Here is a 17,135-nt window from a genome sequence, read left to right as displayed (position 1 = left end):
AAAATGATCATGTACCTCGACGACGTTAAACGACTCCTGATTGATGTGCTGTGCCTGTCCGGCGCGGAAGCCGAGATGGACGCCGACACACCGCTGCTGGGCAGCCTGCCCGAACTGGACTCGATGGCGGTGGTGAACGTCATCGGCGCTCTCGAAGAGCAGTTCGGCATCACCGTCGACGACGACGAGATCAGCGCGCGCACCTTCGCCACGCTGGGCAGCCTGGCGAATTTTGTCGCCGAAAAAGCCAAGTAAATGCGGGCGGAGAACGTGGCCGCCGAGCCGCTCTTCCTGGCAACGCCAGCTGGCCGGCGCTTCTGCGTTTTCCATCCACCGGCAGGTCAGTGCGGCGGCGCCGTGCTGATCGCGCCGCCGTTCGGCGACGAGATGAACAAGTCGCGCCGCATGGTCGCCCTGCAGGCGAGGCGGCTGGCGGCGCTTGGCTTCGGCGTGCTGCAGCTTGACCTGGAAGGCTGCGGCGACAGCGACGGCGACTTGCGCGACGTGCGCTGGGCCGGCTGGCAGGCCGACCTGGAAGCGGGCGCCGCCTGGCTGTCCGCGCGCCTCGATGCACCCCTGTATCTGCTCGGACTTCGCATGGGCGCCTTGCTGGCGCTGGACCTCGCGCGTAGCCGCGCCGGTATCGACGGCATCGTGCTGTGGCAGCCCTTGGCCAGCGGCGACGCTTTCATCACCCAATTGCTGCGCCTGAAACTGGCTGGCAGCATGGCGCTCGCCGACGGCGCGCCTGCGCCCGGCACCGCCGCCTTGCGCGCCGCGCTGGCGGCGGGCGAGACGCTGGAAATCGGCGGCTATGAAATTACCGGGGCTCTCGCGGGCGACCTGGCCGCGCTCGAATTGCGTGCGCTGGCGCCGGCGGTTCCGGTTCACTGGTTCGAGATGGTCGGCGACGCGGCGCGGCCACTGCCGCCTGCCGCCGCGCGTACCGTCGAGGCGTGGCGCGCGGATGGCGTCGCAGTGGCGGCGGCCGCTGTGGCCGGGCCGGCGTTCTGGTCAACCCAGGAAATCAGCGAGAGCGAGGCACTGCTCGACGCTACCTGCGCCGTGTTCGAGGGACTGCGCGGATGACGATCGAACAGCGCGCGCTGCGCTTCCAATGCCAGGGCGAGTGGCTGTTCGGCGTCGCGAGCCTGCCCGCGCAGCCGAACAAGCGTGGCGTGATCGTGGTTGTGGGCGGCCCGCAATACCGGGTCGGCAGCCACCGCCAGTTCACCTTGCTGGCGCGCGAACTGGCGATGCAGGGCACGCCGGTGCTGCGTTTCGACTACCGCGGCATGGGCGACAGCGCCGGCGCCCCCCAGCCGTTCGACGACATCGATGACGACCTGCGCGCCGCGATCGACCATTTCACTGGCGGCGGATATGGCGTCAGCGAAGTGGTTCTGTGGGGCCTGTGCGATGGCGCGTCGGCGGCTTTGTTCTACGCGCCGCAGGATCCGCGCGTGACCGGCGTGGTGCTGGCCAACCCTTGGGCGCGCAGCGCCGAGGGCATCGCGAAGACCACGCTGAAGCACTATTATCGGCGCCGCCTGCTGGAGCCGGCGTTCTGGAAGAAGATGTTCAGCGGGCGGTTCAACGCCGCCAGTGCACTCGGCTCGTTCGCGCGCTTGCTTGGCGCGGCGGCTGCAGCGCCGGCAACGGGCGGCGCGTGTGCTGCGCCGCCGCTGCGCGAGCGCATGCGTGGCGGGCTGGCGCAATTCAAGGGGCGGGTGCTGCTGCTGACCAGCGGCATCGACCTGACCGCACAGGAATTTCTGGAGATGGAAAAATCGTCGCCCGAATGGAAGTCGCTGCTGGCCCGGCCGCAGGTGAGCCGCCAGGTGCTGCCGGATGCCGATCACACATTCTCGCGGCGCGCCTGGCGCGACCAGGTCGCGCAGGTCACGGCGCAGTGGCTCGCTTGCTGGTGATGCTTCAGCGCTTGCAGGCCGCCAGCGATTCGAACGCGCCATACGTGGGCAGCGCCGGGCGCTGAACGCCGCACAGGTCGGGCGCCGGCTGCGAAGGCGCCTGCTTGCGGCGCGGCGCCGCGCCATCCCATGCCAGCGCGGCCACCGACACGCCGCTGAACATCTCGCGCACTGGATGGCGTCCCGCATACAGGGACGGGATGCTGGTGTCGAGATTATCGTTCGCGCGGACAACCCCGCCATCGCGGCTGCGGATCGCGCCGTCCACCAGGTTGCCTTCGACATCGGCGCTGCTGGTGGCAAAGCGCACCACGATACCGCCCGTATCGAGCACGGTGTTGTGGCTGACCACGCTGCGCGCCGCGCTGTTGAGATAGATCCCGTCGTCCGAGCACGAGGCGATCAGGTTGGCGCGGATTACGCTGTCTTCCTGTTCGGTGAGGCAGCGGGCGTCGCGGCAGTACTGCTTGCCGGTGCTGCCTCCGCCCAGCGACATGCCGACCCGCTGCCCCGGGCCGCGCAGCAGGTGCTCGCAGATGACGATGTTCTGTTCGAGGATATTGCGCGCACCGGCGCCCTTGGCGAATACGCCGTAGCTGATCCGGTCGCTGCCGCCCTTGATGAAATCGGTGATCACGTTGCCGCGGATGGTCCAGTCGCTGCCCGAGACCAGGTCAATCAGGGTCACCGAGGTACTGGTATCGCGGATCGTGGTGTTGGTGATGGTGTTGCCGATGATGGCGCCGTGATCGGGGAACTTGCCGCGCCGCGCATTGATCTTGAAGTGCGAATTGAAATCGACGACCGTATTGTTACGCGCCGTGAAATGGCCGGCATCGCCGACGACGTGGAAGGCGTGTTCGCAGAACAGCTGGAATTTGCAGACGCCGCGAATGGTCAGGTTCTCGAACGTCCAGTAGGGAGCCGTCACCTTGAAGCCTTCGGCGATGCCCATCGCGATGGTGACCGTCCCGGCCTGCTCGGCGCGCACCACGATCGGACTTCCCTCGGCGCCGGGGCGGCGTGCCGCCAGTTCGCCGCGCGGGACAGCGTAGTCGCCGGGCGCCAGCGTGATCACATCGCCCGGCAATGCCGCCGCCATCGCCGCGCGCAGCGCAGCCGTGTCGGCCACTGCCACCGCACGCAGCGCCTGGACCGGCGCCACCGGCGCAAGGCCGCCAGCGCGCAGCGTGAGCAGCGTGTCGTCGCCCGCGTACGGGCTGCCGCGGTCGAGCGCCATCAAGGTGCGCTGCATCCACCTGCCGGTTTGTTCAATCGCGTCGTTGTGCCCCGAGCTGCGCTTGGCGACGTACGGCGAGAGCGCGCGCGGCGTGATGCCGCGGCTGTCGAGGAACCACAGCGTGCCGGCTGCCGCGGCGCTCACGCCGGCCAGCGCCACCAAGCCCAGCACCACAAGGGTCCTGGTTTTAGGCACCCGTCTTGACGCCGTGCCGGCTCATCAGGTCGTACATCGTCGGACGGCTGATGCCAAGCAGTTCGGAGGCCTTGACGATGTTTCCGTCGACCCGGGCCAGCGCCTTGACGATGGCCTTGTGCTCGGCCTCGTCGCGCACCTGGCGCAGGTTCAGCGGCTCGTCCGGCAGCGCGGCGCCCGACAGGCCGAGGTCGTCGGCCATGATGTGCGGGCCATCGGCCATGATCACCGCGCGCTTGATGCAGTTTTCCATCTCGCGCACATTGCCCGGCCACTGGTAGCTTTCGATCGCATCCATCGCTTCGCTGGAGAAGTGCAGGCCGCTGCGCGATTCGGACGCGCAGAACTTGTTCTTGAAGTGGTGCGCCAGCAGCGCCGCGTCGCCCACGCGCGCGCGCAGCGGCGGGATGGTGACGACGATCTCGGACAGGCGGTAGTACAAGTCTTCGCGGAAGCGGCCGGTGGTGGCCAGTTCCTTTAGGTTCTGGTGGGTCGCGCAGACGATGCGCACGTCGACCGGAATCTCTTCGTGGCCGCCGACCCGCTCGATCACGCGCTCCTGCAGGAAGCGCAGCAGCTTGGCCTGCAGCGACATCGGCAGGTCCCCCACCTCATCGAGGAAGAAGGTGCCGCCGTGGGCCAGCTCGACCTTGCCCTTGGTCTGTTTGGCGGCGCCGGTGAAGGCGCCTTTTTCGTAGCCAAACAGCTCGCTCTCGAGCAGGTTCTCGGGAATCGCGGCGCAGTTGATCGCCATGAAGCGGTTGTTTGCGCGCGGCGACAGGTTGTGCAGCGCGCGCGCCAGCACTTCCTTGCCGGTGCCGCTCTCGCCCAGCACCATGACCGAGGCCGACGTCGGGGCGACTTTTTCCAAGTTGCGGCAAACCTTCATCATGCCGGCGTCGCGGGTGATGATGCCGGCGGTCGGCGAATCGGCCTGCGACTGCTGCATGCGGCGGTTTTCCTGCTGCAGTGCGTGCAGGAAGAAGGCGCGCTGCAGCACCAGGCCAAGCACTTCCTGGTCGCACGGCTTCTGGTGGAAGTCGTAGGCGCCCATCGCGATCGCCTTGACGGCGTTCTCGTGGTCCTGGTTGCCGGTCAGGACGATCACCCGCGTTTCCGGCGCCAGCGCCAGGATCTGCTGCAACGTGGCCAGGCCCTCGGTGGCGCCGTCCGGGTCGGGCGGCAGGCCCAGGTCCATCGTCACCACCGCCGGTTCATGGCGGCGGATCTGCGCCAGCGCCGCTTCGCGGTCGCCCGCCACCACCACGTCGTAGGCGTCAAAACTCCAGCGCAGCTGCTTTTGCAGGCCCGGGTCGTCTTCAATGATTAACAGCTTCTGTTTAGGTATGGTCACAACGATCCTCTTGCCTTACGCGGCGATATCGATGCTAGCCGCTTCAGCGCGGAACAGCGGCAGCAAAATCTTGAAAGTGGTTCCGCCGGGCTGGCTGCTCGTGACTTCCAGCTTGCCGCCCAGTTCGGAGATGTATTCGCGGCTTTCGAACACGCCAATGCCCATGCCGGCCGATTTGGTCGACTCGAATGGCTTGAACAGGCGCTCGCGGATGAATTCTTCGCTCATGCCTTCGCCGGTATCGCTGATCGATACCTGGGCGCCGTCGCCGCGGCGTTCGACCCGGATCGCGACCTGGCCATCGCGCGCGGTCGCTTCGATCGCGTTCTGGATCAAATGGCCAACCACCCGTTCGAGCCGCTCGCGGTCGGCCACCACGCGCAGCCCCGGGTCGGCGATGTCGAGCAGCGGCCGCGGCTCGAACGCGGCCTTGCCGGCCACCGCCTGGCGCAGCACCTGGTCGAGCTGCAGCGGCGACGGGTGTTCCGGCGACGCGCTGCGGCCAAGCTTTTGCAGCAGCAGGCGCATTTTCTGCACCGAGAAGTCGAGCGTTTCCAGCATGTCGCGCTGGAACTCGGGGTTGTCCTTGTGCTTCTCGGCGTTGGAGGTCAGCAGCGACAGTTGCGATACCAGGTTCTTCAGGTCATGCACCACGAAGGTCGACATGCGGTTGAATGACTCGAACTGGCGCGCCACCATCAGCGCGTTGGCCGCGTCTTCCTGGGCCAGGTAGCTGGCCGCCTGGCTGCCGGCGATCTTGAGCAGGTCGATCACTTCCCAGTTCAGGCTGATCTTGCTGCGCGGCTGTTGCAGCACCACGAAACCGAACAGCTTGCCCTGCAAGATCAGCGGCACCACCAGCCAGCCGCGCGGGAAACTGCGCAGCCAGGCGGGCAGGGCGACGCTGTCGTACATCTCGGGACTCTCGTCGTATTCATTGAGGTCGAACACCCATTCGCGCTCTTCCATGAAGACGCTGAACGGCGAATCGGCCGGCTCGGCCTCTTGCGGCAGCGGCACGTGCCAGCTGGCGGCCGCCACGCAAGCGCCGCCTTCGCGGCGCAGCCACAAGGCGCCGCCCGGGCTTTCGACCAGCGCGGCAACCGCCTGGATCGCGCGCTCGCCCAGCCCTGGACCGTGTTCCGACAGGGTGCGGGTAAAGCGCAGCCACTCTTCGCGGTAGTCGTAGTTGTAGCTGTAGAAGTGCTTGGAGATGAATACCTTGAGCCAGGCGCGGAAGGTGCCGGAGAACAGGATGCCGATCAGCAGGACGAGCGCGCCGAACAGGAACGACACCTGCATCACGCTGCCCCAGCTGCCGCCGAAATAGCGCAGGTAGTATCCCGCCGAGCCCATCGCCAGCAGGTAGATCGCGGAGCCGAACAGGGCGGCCGAGTGGAACATCACGCGGCGCGACACCGCCAGGTCGATCGACCATGAACTGCTGCGCGCGATCGAGATCGCCAGCAGCGGCACCGTGAGCGCGTTGACGATCCCGCGCGCGGCCCAGATGTCCGGGTTGATCTGCTGGAACAGCATGGTGTCGCTGTACAGGTAGAAATCGTAGGCGAAGATGGCGCCGATGCCCAGGCAGGCGAACTTGATGGCCCAGCGTTCCTGCACCGGCTTGTTGCGGTACAGCTGCTCGACCAGCAACATGCCCAGCACCGCCATGCCGACGCGCGCCGCCACCGCCGGCATGAAGCCGCCCTCGATGACCGAATTGATATCCCAGACACTGATCGCGGTGCCGACGGCGAACACCAGGTAGAAGCCGATGCCGGCCCACAGGGTTGGGGACAGGCCGAACGGCAGGCGGCTGTTTTCCTTGCGATAGTTACCAATCAGCAGGACGAGCACGGCCGACCAGCCGGCGCTGCGCAGGATGCCGAAGGTGTTGGCCCACTTGGCCAGGTCGGTAAAACCGGCGGCCTGGAAGGCGACGGTGGCGCTCCATGCGGCCGACAGCAGGCAGGCGGCGCCCAGCACCCGGCTTTGTGGGCGTGCGCGCCAGCGCGTGAGCAGCAGCAGGGCCAGCAACGCGAACGCCGCCGCGCACACGGCGTAGCTAATGATAGCGATGCTGGTCAACGTGAACCGTCCATCTCAACAGCCATTGTAGGCATTGGCTTTCTGGAAAAGTGGTTGACTGCCTCGCCTGCCCCGTTTTAGCGGCCGCTGCGGAACAGGACGACCTTGAGCGTATCGATCAGGATCAGGATGTCGAGGAACAAACTGTTGTTTTTCACATAATACAGGTCGTACTGCAATTTTTGCAATGCATCTTCTGCCGATGAACCGTAGCCGTAGCGGACCTGCGCCCAGCCGGTGATGCCTGGCTTGATGCTGTGGCGGACATTGTAATAGGGAACAACCTCGGCCAGCTGTTCGACAAAGTAAGGCCGCTCCGGGCGCGGGCCGACGAACGACATCTCGCCCTTGAACACGTTGAGGATCTGCGGCAGCTCGTCGATACGGGTCTTGCGGATGAAGTTGCCGACGCGGGTGACGCGCGGGTCGTTCTGGGCGGCCCACTGCGGCTGGCCGCCTTTTTCAGCGTGGATGCCCATGCTGCGGAACTTCAGCACGTTGAAGCTGTTGCCATCCTTGCCAACGCGTTCCTGCTGGTAAAAGATCGGGCCGCGGTCTTCGATGTAGATCAGCAGCGCGGTGATCATCATGACAGGGAAGGTCGCCAGCAGGATCGCGCCGGAGCAGATCAGGTCGAACGAGCGCTTCATGAAGGCGCGCACGAAGCTCTGGTCGAAGCCGCCGCCGAACACCAGCCAGCTTGGCTGCAGCGAGTCGACCCGGATCTGGCAGGTTTCGCGCTCGAAGAAGGTGGCCGCATCGGTCACCTTGATGCCTTGCAGTTTGCAGTCGAGCAGTTCCTGGATCGGGAAACCGGAGCGGCGGTTCTCGACCGACACCACGATTTCCTTGACGTTGTGCGACTGCGCCACCCATGCCAGCGAATGGCCTTCCTTCATTGTCATCAGGCGGTCGGCCGGCACCAGCAGGTCTTCTTGCGGCATCGGGATGAAGCCGGCGATGTCGTACTTGTGATAGCTGGTGTCCTGCATGGCCAGGTCGGCGCATTCCTTGGCCAGCGCGCCGCTGCCGATAAACAGGATGCGCGACTCGAGGAAACGCAGTTCCGAGGTCTTGAAGAAGATGGTGCGGGCGACCAGGATGCCGACGCCGGCGATCAGGAACACCACCAGCAGCAGGCCGCGGCCGATCTGGATTTCCGGGGCCACGTAGAACAGCAGGGTCAGCAGTACGAAACCGATCGCGAATGACGGCATCAGCTTGTTGAAGAACGGGTTGCGCAGGCCTTCCGAGAAGTTCAGCTGATACATTCCCATTGCGCTCATCGAGAAGATGATGGCAGCCGCGAAGGCCAGCGCCGACATGAAGAAATGGTCAATGCCAGGTACCGCGCCGCCATCCTCGAGGCCGAGGAAACGCACCGCCGCGCCCGCGTAGGCGGCGCCAACGAGCACCAGCACTTCGACGAACAGCAGGACGAATACGATCTTCGACACGTAGTGATTTGAGATTTTTAGCACTTTATCCTCCAGAATTTCTCTTGCTTTTACTGGTAACGGACGACGGCGTGGCCGGGACGCCGTCCAGAAAAACGGGTTACTTTGTTTGCGTCAGGTTGCGTACATACCAGGCCATGGCTTGCTGCAGGCCTTCGTCGATGCGGTGGGTCGGTGCGAAACCGAGCATGGTCTGGGCCTTCGAAATGTCGGCCTGCGAGTGGCGCACATCGCCGGCACGGAAATCGACGTAGTCAGGCTTGTGGTTTTCGAGGTGCGGGAACTGCACCACCAGGATCGCGCGCATCATCTCGTGCAGCTGGTTCAGGCTGGTGCGTTCATTGAGCGCCACGTTGTAGACCTGGTTGGCCGCTTCGCTTGCGCTGGTTGCCGCCAGCAGGTTGGCCTGGATGACATTGTCGATGAAGCAGAAGTCGCGGCTGGTCTCGCCGTCGCCGTTAATGCGCAAGGTACGTCCTTCGATCAGCGCGGCCACCCACTGCGGAATCACCGCGGCGTAGGCGCCATGCGGGTCCTGGCGCGGGCCGAACACGTTGAAGTAGCGCAGGCCGATCGCCTCGGTGCCGTAGGTACGCGCGAACACGTCGGCATACAGCTCGTTGACATATTTGGTGACCGCGTATGGCGACAGCGGATTGCCGATCGTGGTCTCCACCTTCGGCAGGGCCGGGTGGTCGCCGTAGGTCGAGCTGGACGCGGCGTAGACGAAGCGCTTCACCTTGGCGTCGCGCGCGGCGACCAGCATGTTCAGGAAACCGGTGACGTTGGTCTCATTGGTGGCGACCGGGTCGTCGATCGAGCGCGATACCGAGCCGAGGGCGGCCTGGTGCAGCACGTAATCCACGCCGGCGCAGGCGCGCGTGCAATCGGCGCCCTGGCGGATGTCGCCGTTGATGAAGCTGAAATTGGCCCATGCCTGCTCGCCCACCAGTTCGCGTACCTGGTCGAGGTTGTGCTGGTGGCCGGTGGCGAAGTTGTCCAGGCCGGTGACGCGCTGGCCCAGCTTGAGCAGGGCCTCGACCAGGTTCGAGCCGATGAAGCCGGCAGCGCCGGTCACCAGCCAGTGATGGCGGGTCTCGCGCAATTGTGCTTGAACGTCGTTAAACCTGTTCACAGTGTGATTCTTTCGTGATGTGCCGTACGTAGAGCGGACGACACCGCCGGCTCGTGGCCGGCAGTCTCGTTTGAACCATTAAAAGGATGCGCGGTTACAGGCGCCAGACGCTGTAGCCTGCTTCGACCAGCGCCTTCTTGTCGAACTGCGACTTGACGTCGATGAAGCAGCCGTCGACGTTGAGCTTGTCCTGCAGGTCGCCCAGCGGACGGGCCAGCAGTTCCTTGTGGCCGACCGCGGCGACAACAGCGTCGGCGCGCGGCAGGTCTTCCCACTTTTCCAGCTTGATGCCGTATTCGTGCATCGCTTCGTCGGCGTCGGCAACCGGGTCGTAGACGTGCACATCGCAGCCGTAGGACTTCAGTTCGTAGACGATGTCGGCCACTTTCGAGTTGCGCAGGTCAGGGCAGTTTTCCTTGAAGGTCAGGCCGATGACGTTGACTTTCGAACCCTTGACGTTGAAACCGGCGGCGATCATCGACTTGACGGTTTTCTCGGCAACGAACTTGGCCATGCCGTCGTTGATGCGGCGGCCGGCCAGGATCACTTGCGGGTGGTAGCCGACCATTTCGGCCTTGTGGGTCAGGTAGTAAGGATCGACGCCGATGCAGTGGCCGCCGACCAGGCCCGGGCGGAACGGCAGGAAGTTCCACTTGGTGCCGGCCGCTTTCAGGACTTCCAGCGTGTCGATGCCGATCTTGTCGAAGATGATCGCCAGCTCGTTCATCAGGGCGATGTTCAGGTCGCGCTGGGTGTTTTCGATGACCTTGGCCGCTTCGGCGACCTTGATGCTCGAGGCGCGGTAGACGCCGGCGGTGATCACCGATTCATACAGCTTGGCGATCTTGTCGAGCGTCTCGGCGTCGTCGCCGGAGACCACTTTCAGGATCGTCGTCAGGGTATGTTCCTTGTCGCCCGGGTTGATGCGCTCCGGCGAAAAGCCGACGTGGAAGTCTTCCTTCCACTTCAGGCCCGAGTGCTTTTCCAGGATAGGAATGCAGACTTCTTCGGTGGCGCCCGGGTACACAGTCGATTCGAAGATGACGATGGCGCCCTTCTTCATGTTCAGGCCAACGGTCTTGCTGGCGCCGGCGAGCGGGGTGAAGTCCGGGTTGTGGGCGATGTCGACCGGGGTCGGGACCGCGACGACGATATAGTCGGCGGTCTTGAGGACGGCCGGGTCGGTGCTGACGGTCAGGTGCTTCGCCGCCTGCAGGTGTTCCGTGTCCAGCTCGCCCGTCGGGTCGATATGCTTGCGGTAGCTTTCGATCTTGCTTTCCGAAAGGTCAAAGCCGACAGTCGCACTTTTTTTACCAAACTCAACTGCCAGTGGCAGCCCGACATATCCAAGTCCAACTACTGCGATGACGTCATCTGCGTTCATGATCGAATTCCGTTTTAAGATTAAATTTTGCAATTATGATAATTTCTACTGTAACACAAGCGCTATGCGGCCTCAACAAAAACAGCAAGCAATTTTGTCCCAAAGAAACAACAAATAATCATAAGTAATATTAAATTTGCATTTCCACGAATGGAACATGCGCGTTTGAGGCGGCGCGGGCAACAACCAAACGGTCGTGTGATGCGCGCAACAGCAGGTCCTGCAGCCCAGTCTCTACCGCAGCATCATGGATGCTGCAGCGGCTGGAAAAGCGTCAGCTGTACTGCCAAGTTCATATAATTTTAGCATTTCCAAATGTAAATTGTTTTGTATGCGCAATCGTGCGCAACACTCTGGCAACATTTTTTAACGGCGTCCGGAGCGGCGACAGCGGCGCCGCTTGTTGCTATTTATACCTTTTTAGCAATATAAAAATGCTATCATTCGAGTAGGCGGACCCGTCTATGATTGAGGGTCACCCGCAGGCCATCGGTCGTAACAATTTCCTAGAGCGAACATCATGAAAATTTCCTTCCGCAGCACAATTCCCGTCCTGTCGGCACTCATGCTCGCATCGGGCGGCGCCGCCTCGTTGTCGGCAATTGCAGCAGAGCCGGCCAAGGCGCCTTTGCGCACCGGCGGTACGGTTCATCAGCTGATCTCGAACTGGACCGGCAAGGGGTTCGAGCTCCTGTCGACCGCGCCGCCTGCGCCGGTGCATGGCAAGTCCTCCCATGCCGGCAGCGTCTGGGATGACGCGCGCCAGACCATGTGGATATTCGGCGCCGAAACCCACAAGACCGCGATGGACAATGCGGTGTATGGATGGCGCGCCAGCGATGGCTTGTTCATCAAGCAGTACGACGCCGATCCGAGCAGCGGCTACCGGATGGATGCGGCCGGCATCTACTGGTCGAGCGCCGACAAGATCCGCCCTTGGGCGATGCACACCTACCGCCGCATGCGGATGGTGCCGGGAACCGACGAGTTCGAGGTGGTGTACGACCCGTACGAGCACGCAGGGATGACGCCGCTGGTGTATGAAAACCCTGCGCACACCAGCGCCAACCGCGCCCCCGCGATGTGGTACTACAACGTGGTCACCGGCACCTGGCGTCACCAGAGCTTCGGAAGCTCGGTGAAAATGGTGCGCGCTTCCTACACCTACCCGGTCGGATTCGACCCGGTGCACGGATGGTTCACCGGCGACGGCTCGACCTGGAAGCGACTCAGCTTGAACGGTACCTACAGTACGGCCAGCGTGTCGGGCAAAAGCAATGGCCAGTATCACTCTTATATGTTCGTCAAGGACAGCATCGCGTACCGGGTAGGCGGAAACTCCAGCACCACGCTGTATTCGCGCCACCCGCTGAGTAATATCACGCTGAGCAAGAAGTTCCTGGTCGCCGATTTCCCGCAACTCGTGGGATACACGGTAGCCAATATGGCCTCGGCGATGATGCCGGACGGTCGCATCGTGATCTTCCCGGCCCGGGCCAGCGAAATGCACGCGATGATCCTTGATCCGGTCGCCAATACGCTGTCGCCAACCGGCCATTTCGTTACGGGCATGGACAAGCCGACATTGTATGAGCAGGCTGCTGAATGGTCGCCAGCGCACAATGCGGTCATCCTGCTATCGCGCAGGTTCAGCGCCAGCCGGGTCTATGCCTATCGTCCCTGACGGCGCAGGTCCTTGATGACGAGAGCACCGGAGTAGTAGAGCCGGTGCTTTTTTTATGCCTGGAATCTAATGTCAACAGAAACTTAACATTTCTATACGAAATTATTTTGTAACAGCAATCGTGCGCAACAGATCTCTGATATCTAAATGCTACTATTCTCGAAACCGAACTCCACAGTTGGAGATCTCCGCGGAGACCGTAGCGCCGCCGCACAACGTTTTTTAGAGCGACTAATCACATGAAAACAACACAACGAAGCGCCTTGTCACTGATCGCCGTCATGCTGCTCGCGTCCTGCGGCGGCGGCGGTGGATCCGATTCCGCGGTTGCCGCGCCTGCCCCAGGCCCGTCCCAGCCAGCGCCAACGACTCCGCCTACGACTCCGCCGACGACTCCGCCGACGACTCCGCCTACCACGCCGCCGACGACGCCGCCGACGGATCCAACGACGCCGACAACGCCGACAACGCCGCCACCGACGACGCCACCAACCACGCCTCCGACGACGACGCCTCCGACGGATCCAATTCCGTCGAATCCAGGCGGGCCGACGACCCCAACGACGCCGCCAACGACGCCGCCAACGACGCCGCCAACGACGCCGCCAACGACGCCGCCAACGACGCCACCTACGACGCCACCAACGACGCCGCCAACGACGCCACCTACGACGCCGCCAACGACGCCGCCAACGACGCCACCAACGACGCCGCCAACGACGCCACCGACGACGCCGCCGACGACGCCTCCAGTGACGGCGCCTGGCACGCCAGTTCCTGAAACCGGCGTTGCCGCCAAGACGCCAATCCGAGAGGGTGGCGAAGTTCGCATGCTGATGCACAATTGGAGTGCCAAGGGCTTCCAGTTGCTGTCAATCGCGCCGCAAGAGTCGGTCAGCGCGCCGGATACTTCGACCTTCCGCAAGTCGGCTCACGCTGGCACGGTGTGGGACGAGGCACGCCAGACCATGTGGGTTTTCGGTGCTGAGACGCACGTGACCAACATGGACAACGCCGTGTACGGCTGGCGCGCTCGCGATGGCAAGTTCGTCAAGCACTACGATGCGGACCCGGTTGCCGGCTATCGCATGGATGGCAATGGCGTCTACTGGTCGAGCGCCCTGAAAAATCGCCCATGGGCGATGCATACCTATCGCCGCATGCGCATGGTTCCGGGAACCGATGAGTTCGAGGTAATGTACGATGCCGACGACCACGCACTGATGGCGCCGAAGACGTTCGAAAACCCGTCGCAGACCGCTGCTAACCGCGTACCACCGGTTTGGTATTACAACGTGGTCACGGGTACCTGGCGCGCAGCGACGATTGGCGATTCGGCAAAAATGGTCGGCTCCCCGTACTACGCATTCCCGTTGGCTTTCAATCCGACCTATGGATGGATCAGCGGTGACGGCTCGTACATGGCCCGCCTGAGCCCTGGCGGCTCGTACACGCTGACCAATGTTTCGGGAAAGAGCAACGGACAGCAGCATTCCTTCATGTTCATGAACGGCGATGTGGCTTACCGGGTTGGCGGCGCTGGCGAGACAACCTTGTATTCGCGTCATCCACTGGCCAATGTCGGTCAGAGCTCCAAGCATCTGAAGGCCGATTTCCCGGCACTGGCCGGTTTCGATATCAAGAACATGGCGTCGGTGATGATGCCTAATGGCAAGATCGTGATCTTCCCAGTGAGCGGTACTGACATGCACGCAATGATCCTCGATCCGGAAGCGAACACCGTCACCACCACCGGGCACGTTGTGACCGGCTTGGACAAGCCAACCCTGTACGATCTGGCTGCGGAATGGTCGCAAGCGCACGGCGCAGTGATCCTGCTGAGCCGCCGCTTCACTGGAAGCAACGTATACGGCTATCGCCCTTAATTCGTAAGGCAGCAGCCGTGTCTGGCACCGCCGCCCTTCGGGGCGCCGGTGCTTTTTTTATTGTGGCCCAGCCCGGTTGAAACGAACGGCTGCCAGCGCGCCGTTGTGATAAAGTCATTTGAATGATTAACATGGCAATTAATTGGCAACCACAGTTTTCTGCCGAATAATATTCATGGTTTTATGGTTAATTTTCTGTTGCATTCGGTCGCAAATTGCGTTGTTTTTTGATTTTTTCCGTACGGAATCTATTCCCGCAGGGTAATCTTCAGGGTATCGGAACTCACCGCCCTGAACCCTTTTGCAGGAATAGCCATGCGAACCACTTATACGAACCAACCTTCCAAAATGTTGATTGCACTTATCGGCCTGGCCTCGCTGAGCGCTTGCGGCGGTGGATCCGACATGGAATCCGCCCCATCCGCACAAAGCGCACCCGCAGTCACGGCTGCGGCCACCCAGTCGGCGGTCCCGGCTACCGACACCGCGCCAGTCCCGGCCACCGATGCCGCGCCAGTCCCGGCGGCTGACAGTACCGCGCCAGCCGCCACCGCGGCGAGCGTCACCCAGGGTTCGCGCGCCGGCATCCTGCTGACGCCGACCACGCTGGTCCCGACCACCCCGTCGGCGACCCCGGGCACGGTCGTCACCGACGTCAAGTTCGACAGCACCAGTACCGTCACCCAGACCGGCGCGCCGGTCACCTTTGGCCAGGTATTCGTGCAGGGCGCGGTACCGCTGACCTCTACGCTGTCGGGCAAACTTGCCAACGGCACCATGGTGCCGCTGCAGCTGGACGTCAAGGCCAGGCACGCCGATGGCTCGGCGCGCCACGCAGTCATCTCCGCAGTACTGCCGTCGCTGACGGCAGGCCAGCCGCAGGTGATGTCGCTGGTCACCGCCGCACCGTATGCCGCCTCGACCGGCGCCACCCCGGCTGCGCTGCTGTCGTCCGGCTTTACCGCCGCCGCCCATCTGACGCTCGCCGGCAAGGCCTACAGCGTGTCCGCCGAGACCCTGCTCAAGGACGGCAAGTTCACCAACTGGCTGGCTGGCCCGATCGTCAACGAGTGGCACGTCACCGCGCCGATGAAGGCGGCCGACGGCACCTCGCACCCGCACCTGACCGCCCGTATCGCGATTCGTTCGTACACCGGCTCGAAGAAAACCCGCGTCGATTTCACCATCGAAAACAACTGGGCGCACGAGCCTGAGCCGCAGAACTTCCTGTATGACGCGCGCCTGGTGGTCGGCGGCCAGACCGTCTACACCAAGGACGCGCTGAATCACTTCCACCACGCGCGCTGGCGCAAGCTGGCGTGGTGGGGCGGCGAGCCGCAGGTCGACGTCAAGCACAACGGCGCCTACATGATGCAGACCCGCGCGGTGCCTAACTACGACCAGACGATCGTGTATCCGGAATCGGCGTTCACCGCCTACATGACGACCTATACCGGAACCCGTACCGAGCCAATGGGCGTGGGCCTGGCGCTGTTCGGCATGGGCGCCGCAGGCGGCCGCCAGGATATCGGCATTTTGCCGGGCTGGACGGTTACTTACCTGATGAGCCAGGACAAGCGCGCCAAATATGTCACGATGGGCACCGCCGACCTGGCCGGCAGCTGGCCGATCCACTACCGTAACAAGGCGACCGACCGTCCCGTCAGCCTGATCGACTTCCCGTACCTGACCATCTTGGGCGGCTCCGCTGGCACCCTGAACAAGGCGACCGGCAAGCTGGAAGCGTTCCCGTCGTGCCCGAAGAGCCTGTGCACGGTGAAGAACACCCCGGATACCTCGCACCAGCCGTCGTTCGCCTACGTGCCTTACATCGTCTCGGGTGACTACTACTACCTGGAAGAGCTGCAGTTCTGGGCCATGTACAGCACCTTCGTGAGCAACCCGAGCTACCGTGAACATGGCAAGGGCCTGGTCAAGTCTGACCAGGTGCGTGGCCAGGCCTGGACGCTGCGGACCTTGGCGCAAGCGGCCTGGATCTCGCCGGATACCGACCCGCTGAAAGCCCATTTCGAGTATTTCATGGGCACCAACCTGGACTGGTTCAACGAGAATTACACGAACGGCAACGGTGCGTTTGCAAATACGCTTGGTGTGATCACCAACGGCTACGCGGTGACGTACAAGAGTGGCCTGGGTATCGGCCCATGGATGGATGACTTCTTCACGTCGGCCATCGGCTACGCCTCGGAGATGGGGTTCACCAAGGCAACTCCGCTCCTCGCTTACAAGTCGAAGTTCCCTGTTGATCGTATGACCGCCGCTGGCAGCTGCTGGCAAGATGGTGCGGCGTACTCGATGCAGATTCGCGACACCACCACCGGCCCGTTCTACAGCACGTTCGCCCAGGTGTACAAGGCGACCCACACGCCGGAAGTCAATGCGATGGTATGCAACTCGCCGGCGATGGCGACGGCACTGAAGGTGAAAGTGGGCGAAATGCCTGGCTACTCCGGCGTCACCACCGGCTACCCGTCGAACATGCAGCCAGCGCTGGCGTACGCCGCCAACGTTCCTGGCCTGGAAGGCAAGACCGCATGGGCCAAGTTCATGGCGCGTACCGTCAAGCCGAACTATTCGAAGGGTCCGCAGTTCGCGATTGTCCCGCGGTAAGCTGTTCTGACAACAAAAACCCGGCTCGCGCCGGGTTTTTTTTTCGTCTCGAAAATGTCACGTTCCATAGTGCAAAAGGTGCGCACAGTTGGCCAAATTAAATATTCTTTTCCGCAAGAGTCTGCTAGAGTACGCAACAGTTAACTC

General features: G+C 63.1%; 13 protein-coding genes. 6 read left to right on the top strand and 7 right to left on the bottom strand.

Annotated features, from left to right (window positions below; genetic code table 11):
- Window positions 1-9 precede the first annotated feature (9 nt).
- Genes I4X03_RS02340 through I4X03_RS02330 form a run of 3 tightly spaced genes read left to right on the top strand, consistent with a single transcriptional unit; the run spans window position 10 to window position 1,931 of the window.
- Window positions 10-255 carry an acyl carrier protein gene (locus tag I4X03_RS02340; protein ID WP_223465014.1) on the top strand — a complete coding sequence of 82 codons (246 nt, stop codon included), beginning with the start codon at window positions 10-12 and terminating at the stop codon, window positions 253-255.
- On the top strand, window positions 256-1,089 hold the full coding sequence (locus tag I4X03_RS02335; protein ID WP_223465013.1) for a hydrolase 2, exosortase A system-associated: 834 nt from the start codon (window positions 256-258) through the stop codon (window positions 1,087-1,089). It begins immediately after the preceding gene.
- Complete coding sequence (locus tag I4X03_RS02330) at window positions 1,086-1,931, top strand: hydrolase 1, exosortase A system-associated (RefSeq protein WP_223465012.1); 846 nt, start codon at window positions 1,086-1,088, stop codon at window positions 1,929-1,931. The genes I4X03_RS02335 and I4X03_RS02330 overlap by 4 nt, the downstream gene beginning before the upstream one ends.
- Before the next feature lie 4 nt (window positions 1,932-1,935).
- On the opposite strand, the gene I4X03_RS02325 is transcribed toward I4X03_RS02330, so the two are convergent.
- The 6 genes from I4X03_RS02325 to I4X03_RS02300 all read right to left on the bottom strand — a co-directional run bounded on the left by I4X03_RS02325 (window position 1,936) and on the right by I4X03_RS02300 (window position 10,787).
- On the bottom strand, window positions 1,936-3,342 hold the full coding sequence (locus I4X03_RS02325; RefSeq protein WP_223465011.1) for a right-handed parallel beta-helix repeat-containing protein: 1,407 nt from the start codon (window positions 3,340-3,342) through the stop codon (window positions 1,936-1,938).
- A 16-nt stretch (window positions 3,343-3,358) separates the two neighbouring features.
- Window positions 3,359-4,720, bottom strand: coding sequence for a PEP-CTERM-box response regulator transcription factor (gene prsR, locus I4X03_RS02320; protein WP_223465010.1), 1,362 nt, complete (start codon window positions 4,718-4,720; stop codon window positions 3,359-3,361).
- 15 nt (window positions 4,721-4,735) lie between these two features.
- Window positions 4,736-6,811, bottom strand: coding sequence for an XrtA/PEP-CTERM system histidine kinase PrsK (prsK, locus tag I4X03_RS02315; RefSeq protein WP_223465009.1), 2,076 nt, complete (start codon window positions 6,809-6,811; stop codon window positions 4,736-4,738).
- Window positions 6,812-6,888: 77 nt separating this feature from the next.
- Window positions 6,889-8,292: a TIGR03013 family XrtA/PEP-CTERM system glycosyltransferase gene (locus tag I4X03_RS02310; RefSeq protein WP_223465001.1), complete on the bottom strand. Its 1,404-nt coding sequence runs from the start codon at window positions 8,290-8,292 to the stop codon at window positions 6,889-6,891.
- A 76-nt stretch (window positions 8,293-8,368) separates the two neighbouring features.
- Window positions 8,369-9,403, bottom strand: coding sequence for an SDR family oxidoreductase (locus I4X03_RS02305; protein WP_223464993.1), 1,035 nt, complete (start codon window positions 9,401-9,403; stop codon window positions 8,369-8,371).
- Between the two features lie 94 nt (window positions 9,404-9,497).
- Window positions 9,498-10,787 (bottom strand): nucleotide sugar dehydrogenase, encoded by a 1,290-nt coding sequence (locus I4X03_RS02300; RefSeq protein ID WP_223464991.1) that lies wholly within the window; start codon window positions 10,785-10,787, stop codon window positions 9,498-9,500.
- 520 nt (window positions 10,788-11,307) lie between these two features.
- On the opposite strand from I4X03_RS02300, the gene I4X03_RS02295 reads away from it, so the two are divergent.
- Window positions 11,308-12,471: a hypothetical protein gene (locus I4X03_RS02295; RefSeq protein ID WP_223464987.1), complete on the top strand. Its 1,164-nt coding sequence runs from the start codon at window positions 11,308-11,310 to the stop codon at window positions 12,469-12,471.
- Window positions 12,472-12,706: 235 nt separating this feature from the next.
- On the opposite strand, the gene I4X03_RS02290 is transcribed toward I4X03_RS02295, so the two are convergent.
- Window positions 12,707-13,240, bottom strand: coding sequence for a hypothetical protein (locus I4X03_RS02290; RefSeq protein WP_223464986.1), 534 nt, complete (start codon window positions 13,238-13,240; stop codon window positions 12,707-12,709).
- Between the two features lie 61 nt (window positions 13,241-13,301).
- Here I4X03_RS02290 and I4X03_RS02285 point away from each other — a divergent pair, with 61 nt between their 5' ends.
- Together I4X03_RS02285 and I4X03_RS02280 are read left to right on the top strand one after the other, a co-directional pair.
- On the top strand, window positions 13,302-14,357 hold the full coding sequence (locus I4X03_RS02285; protein WP_223464985.1) for a hypothetical protein: 1,056 nt from the start codon (window positions 13,302-13,304) through the stop codon (window positions 14,355-14,357).
- A 405-nt stretch (window positions 14,358-14,762) separates the two neighbouring features.
- Window positions 14,763-16,988, top strand: a complete 2,226-nt coding sequence (locus tag I4X03_RS02280) for a hypothetical protein (RefSeq protein WP_223464983.1) — start codon at window positions 14,763-14,765, stop codon at window positions 16,986-16,988.
- Window positions 16,989-17,135 lie beyond the last annotated feature (147 nt).

The organism is Massilia soli, from assembly GCF_016809835.1.
GTDB classification, from domain to species: Bacteria; Pseudomonadota; Gammaproteobacteria; order Burkholderiales; family Burkholderiaceae_D; genus Telluria_A; species Telluria_A soli.
The sequence above is the reverse complement of the archived record's forward strand: the minus strand, read 5'-3'. Positions and strand labels throughout refer to the sequence as shown.

Bases quoted from the DNA above. Each gene is read 5' to 3' on its own strand.
- I4X03_RS02330 (WP_223465012.1), top strand. From the start codon at position 1,086: ATGACGATCGAACAGCGCGCGCTGCGCTTCCAATGCCAGGGCGAGTGG.
- I4X03_RS02280 (WP_223464983.1), top strand. From the start codon at position 14,763: ATGGAATCCGCCCCATCCGCACAAAGCGCACCCGCAGTCACGGCTGCG.
- I4X03_RS02335 (WP_223465013.1), top strand. From the start codon at position 256: ATGCGGGCGGAGAACGTGGCCGCCGAGCCGCTCTTCCTGGCAACGCCA.
- I4X03_RS02300 (WP_223464991.1), bottom strand. From the start codon at position 10,787: ATGAACGCAGATGACGTCATCGCAGTAGTTGGACTTGGATATGTCGGG.
- I4X03_RS02295 (WP_223464987.1), top strand. From the start codon at position 11,308: ATGAAAATTTCCTTCCGCAGCACAATTCCCGTCCTGTCGGCACTCATG.
- I4X03_RS02340 (WP_223465014.1), top strand. From the start codon at position 10: ATGTACCTCGACGACGTTAAACGACTCCTGATTGATGTGCTGTGCCTG.
- I4X03_RS02285 (WP_223464985.1), top strand. From the start codon at position 13,302: ATGCTGATGCACAATTGGAGTGCCAAGGGCTTCCAGTTGCTGTCAATC.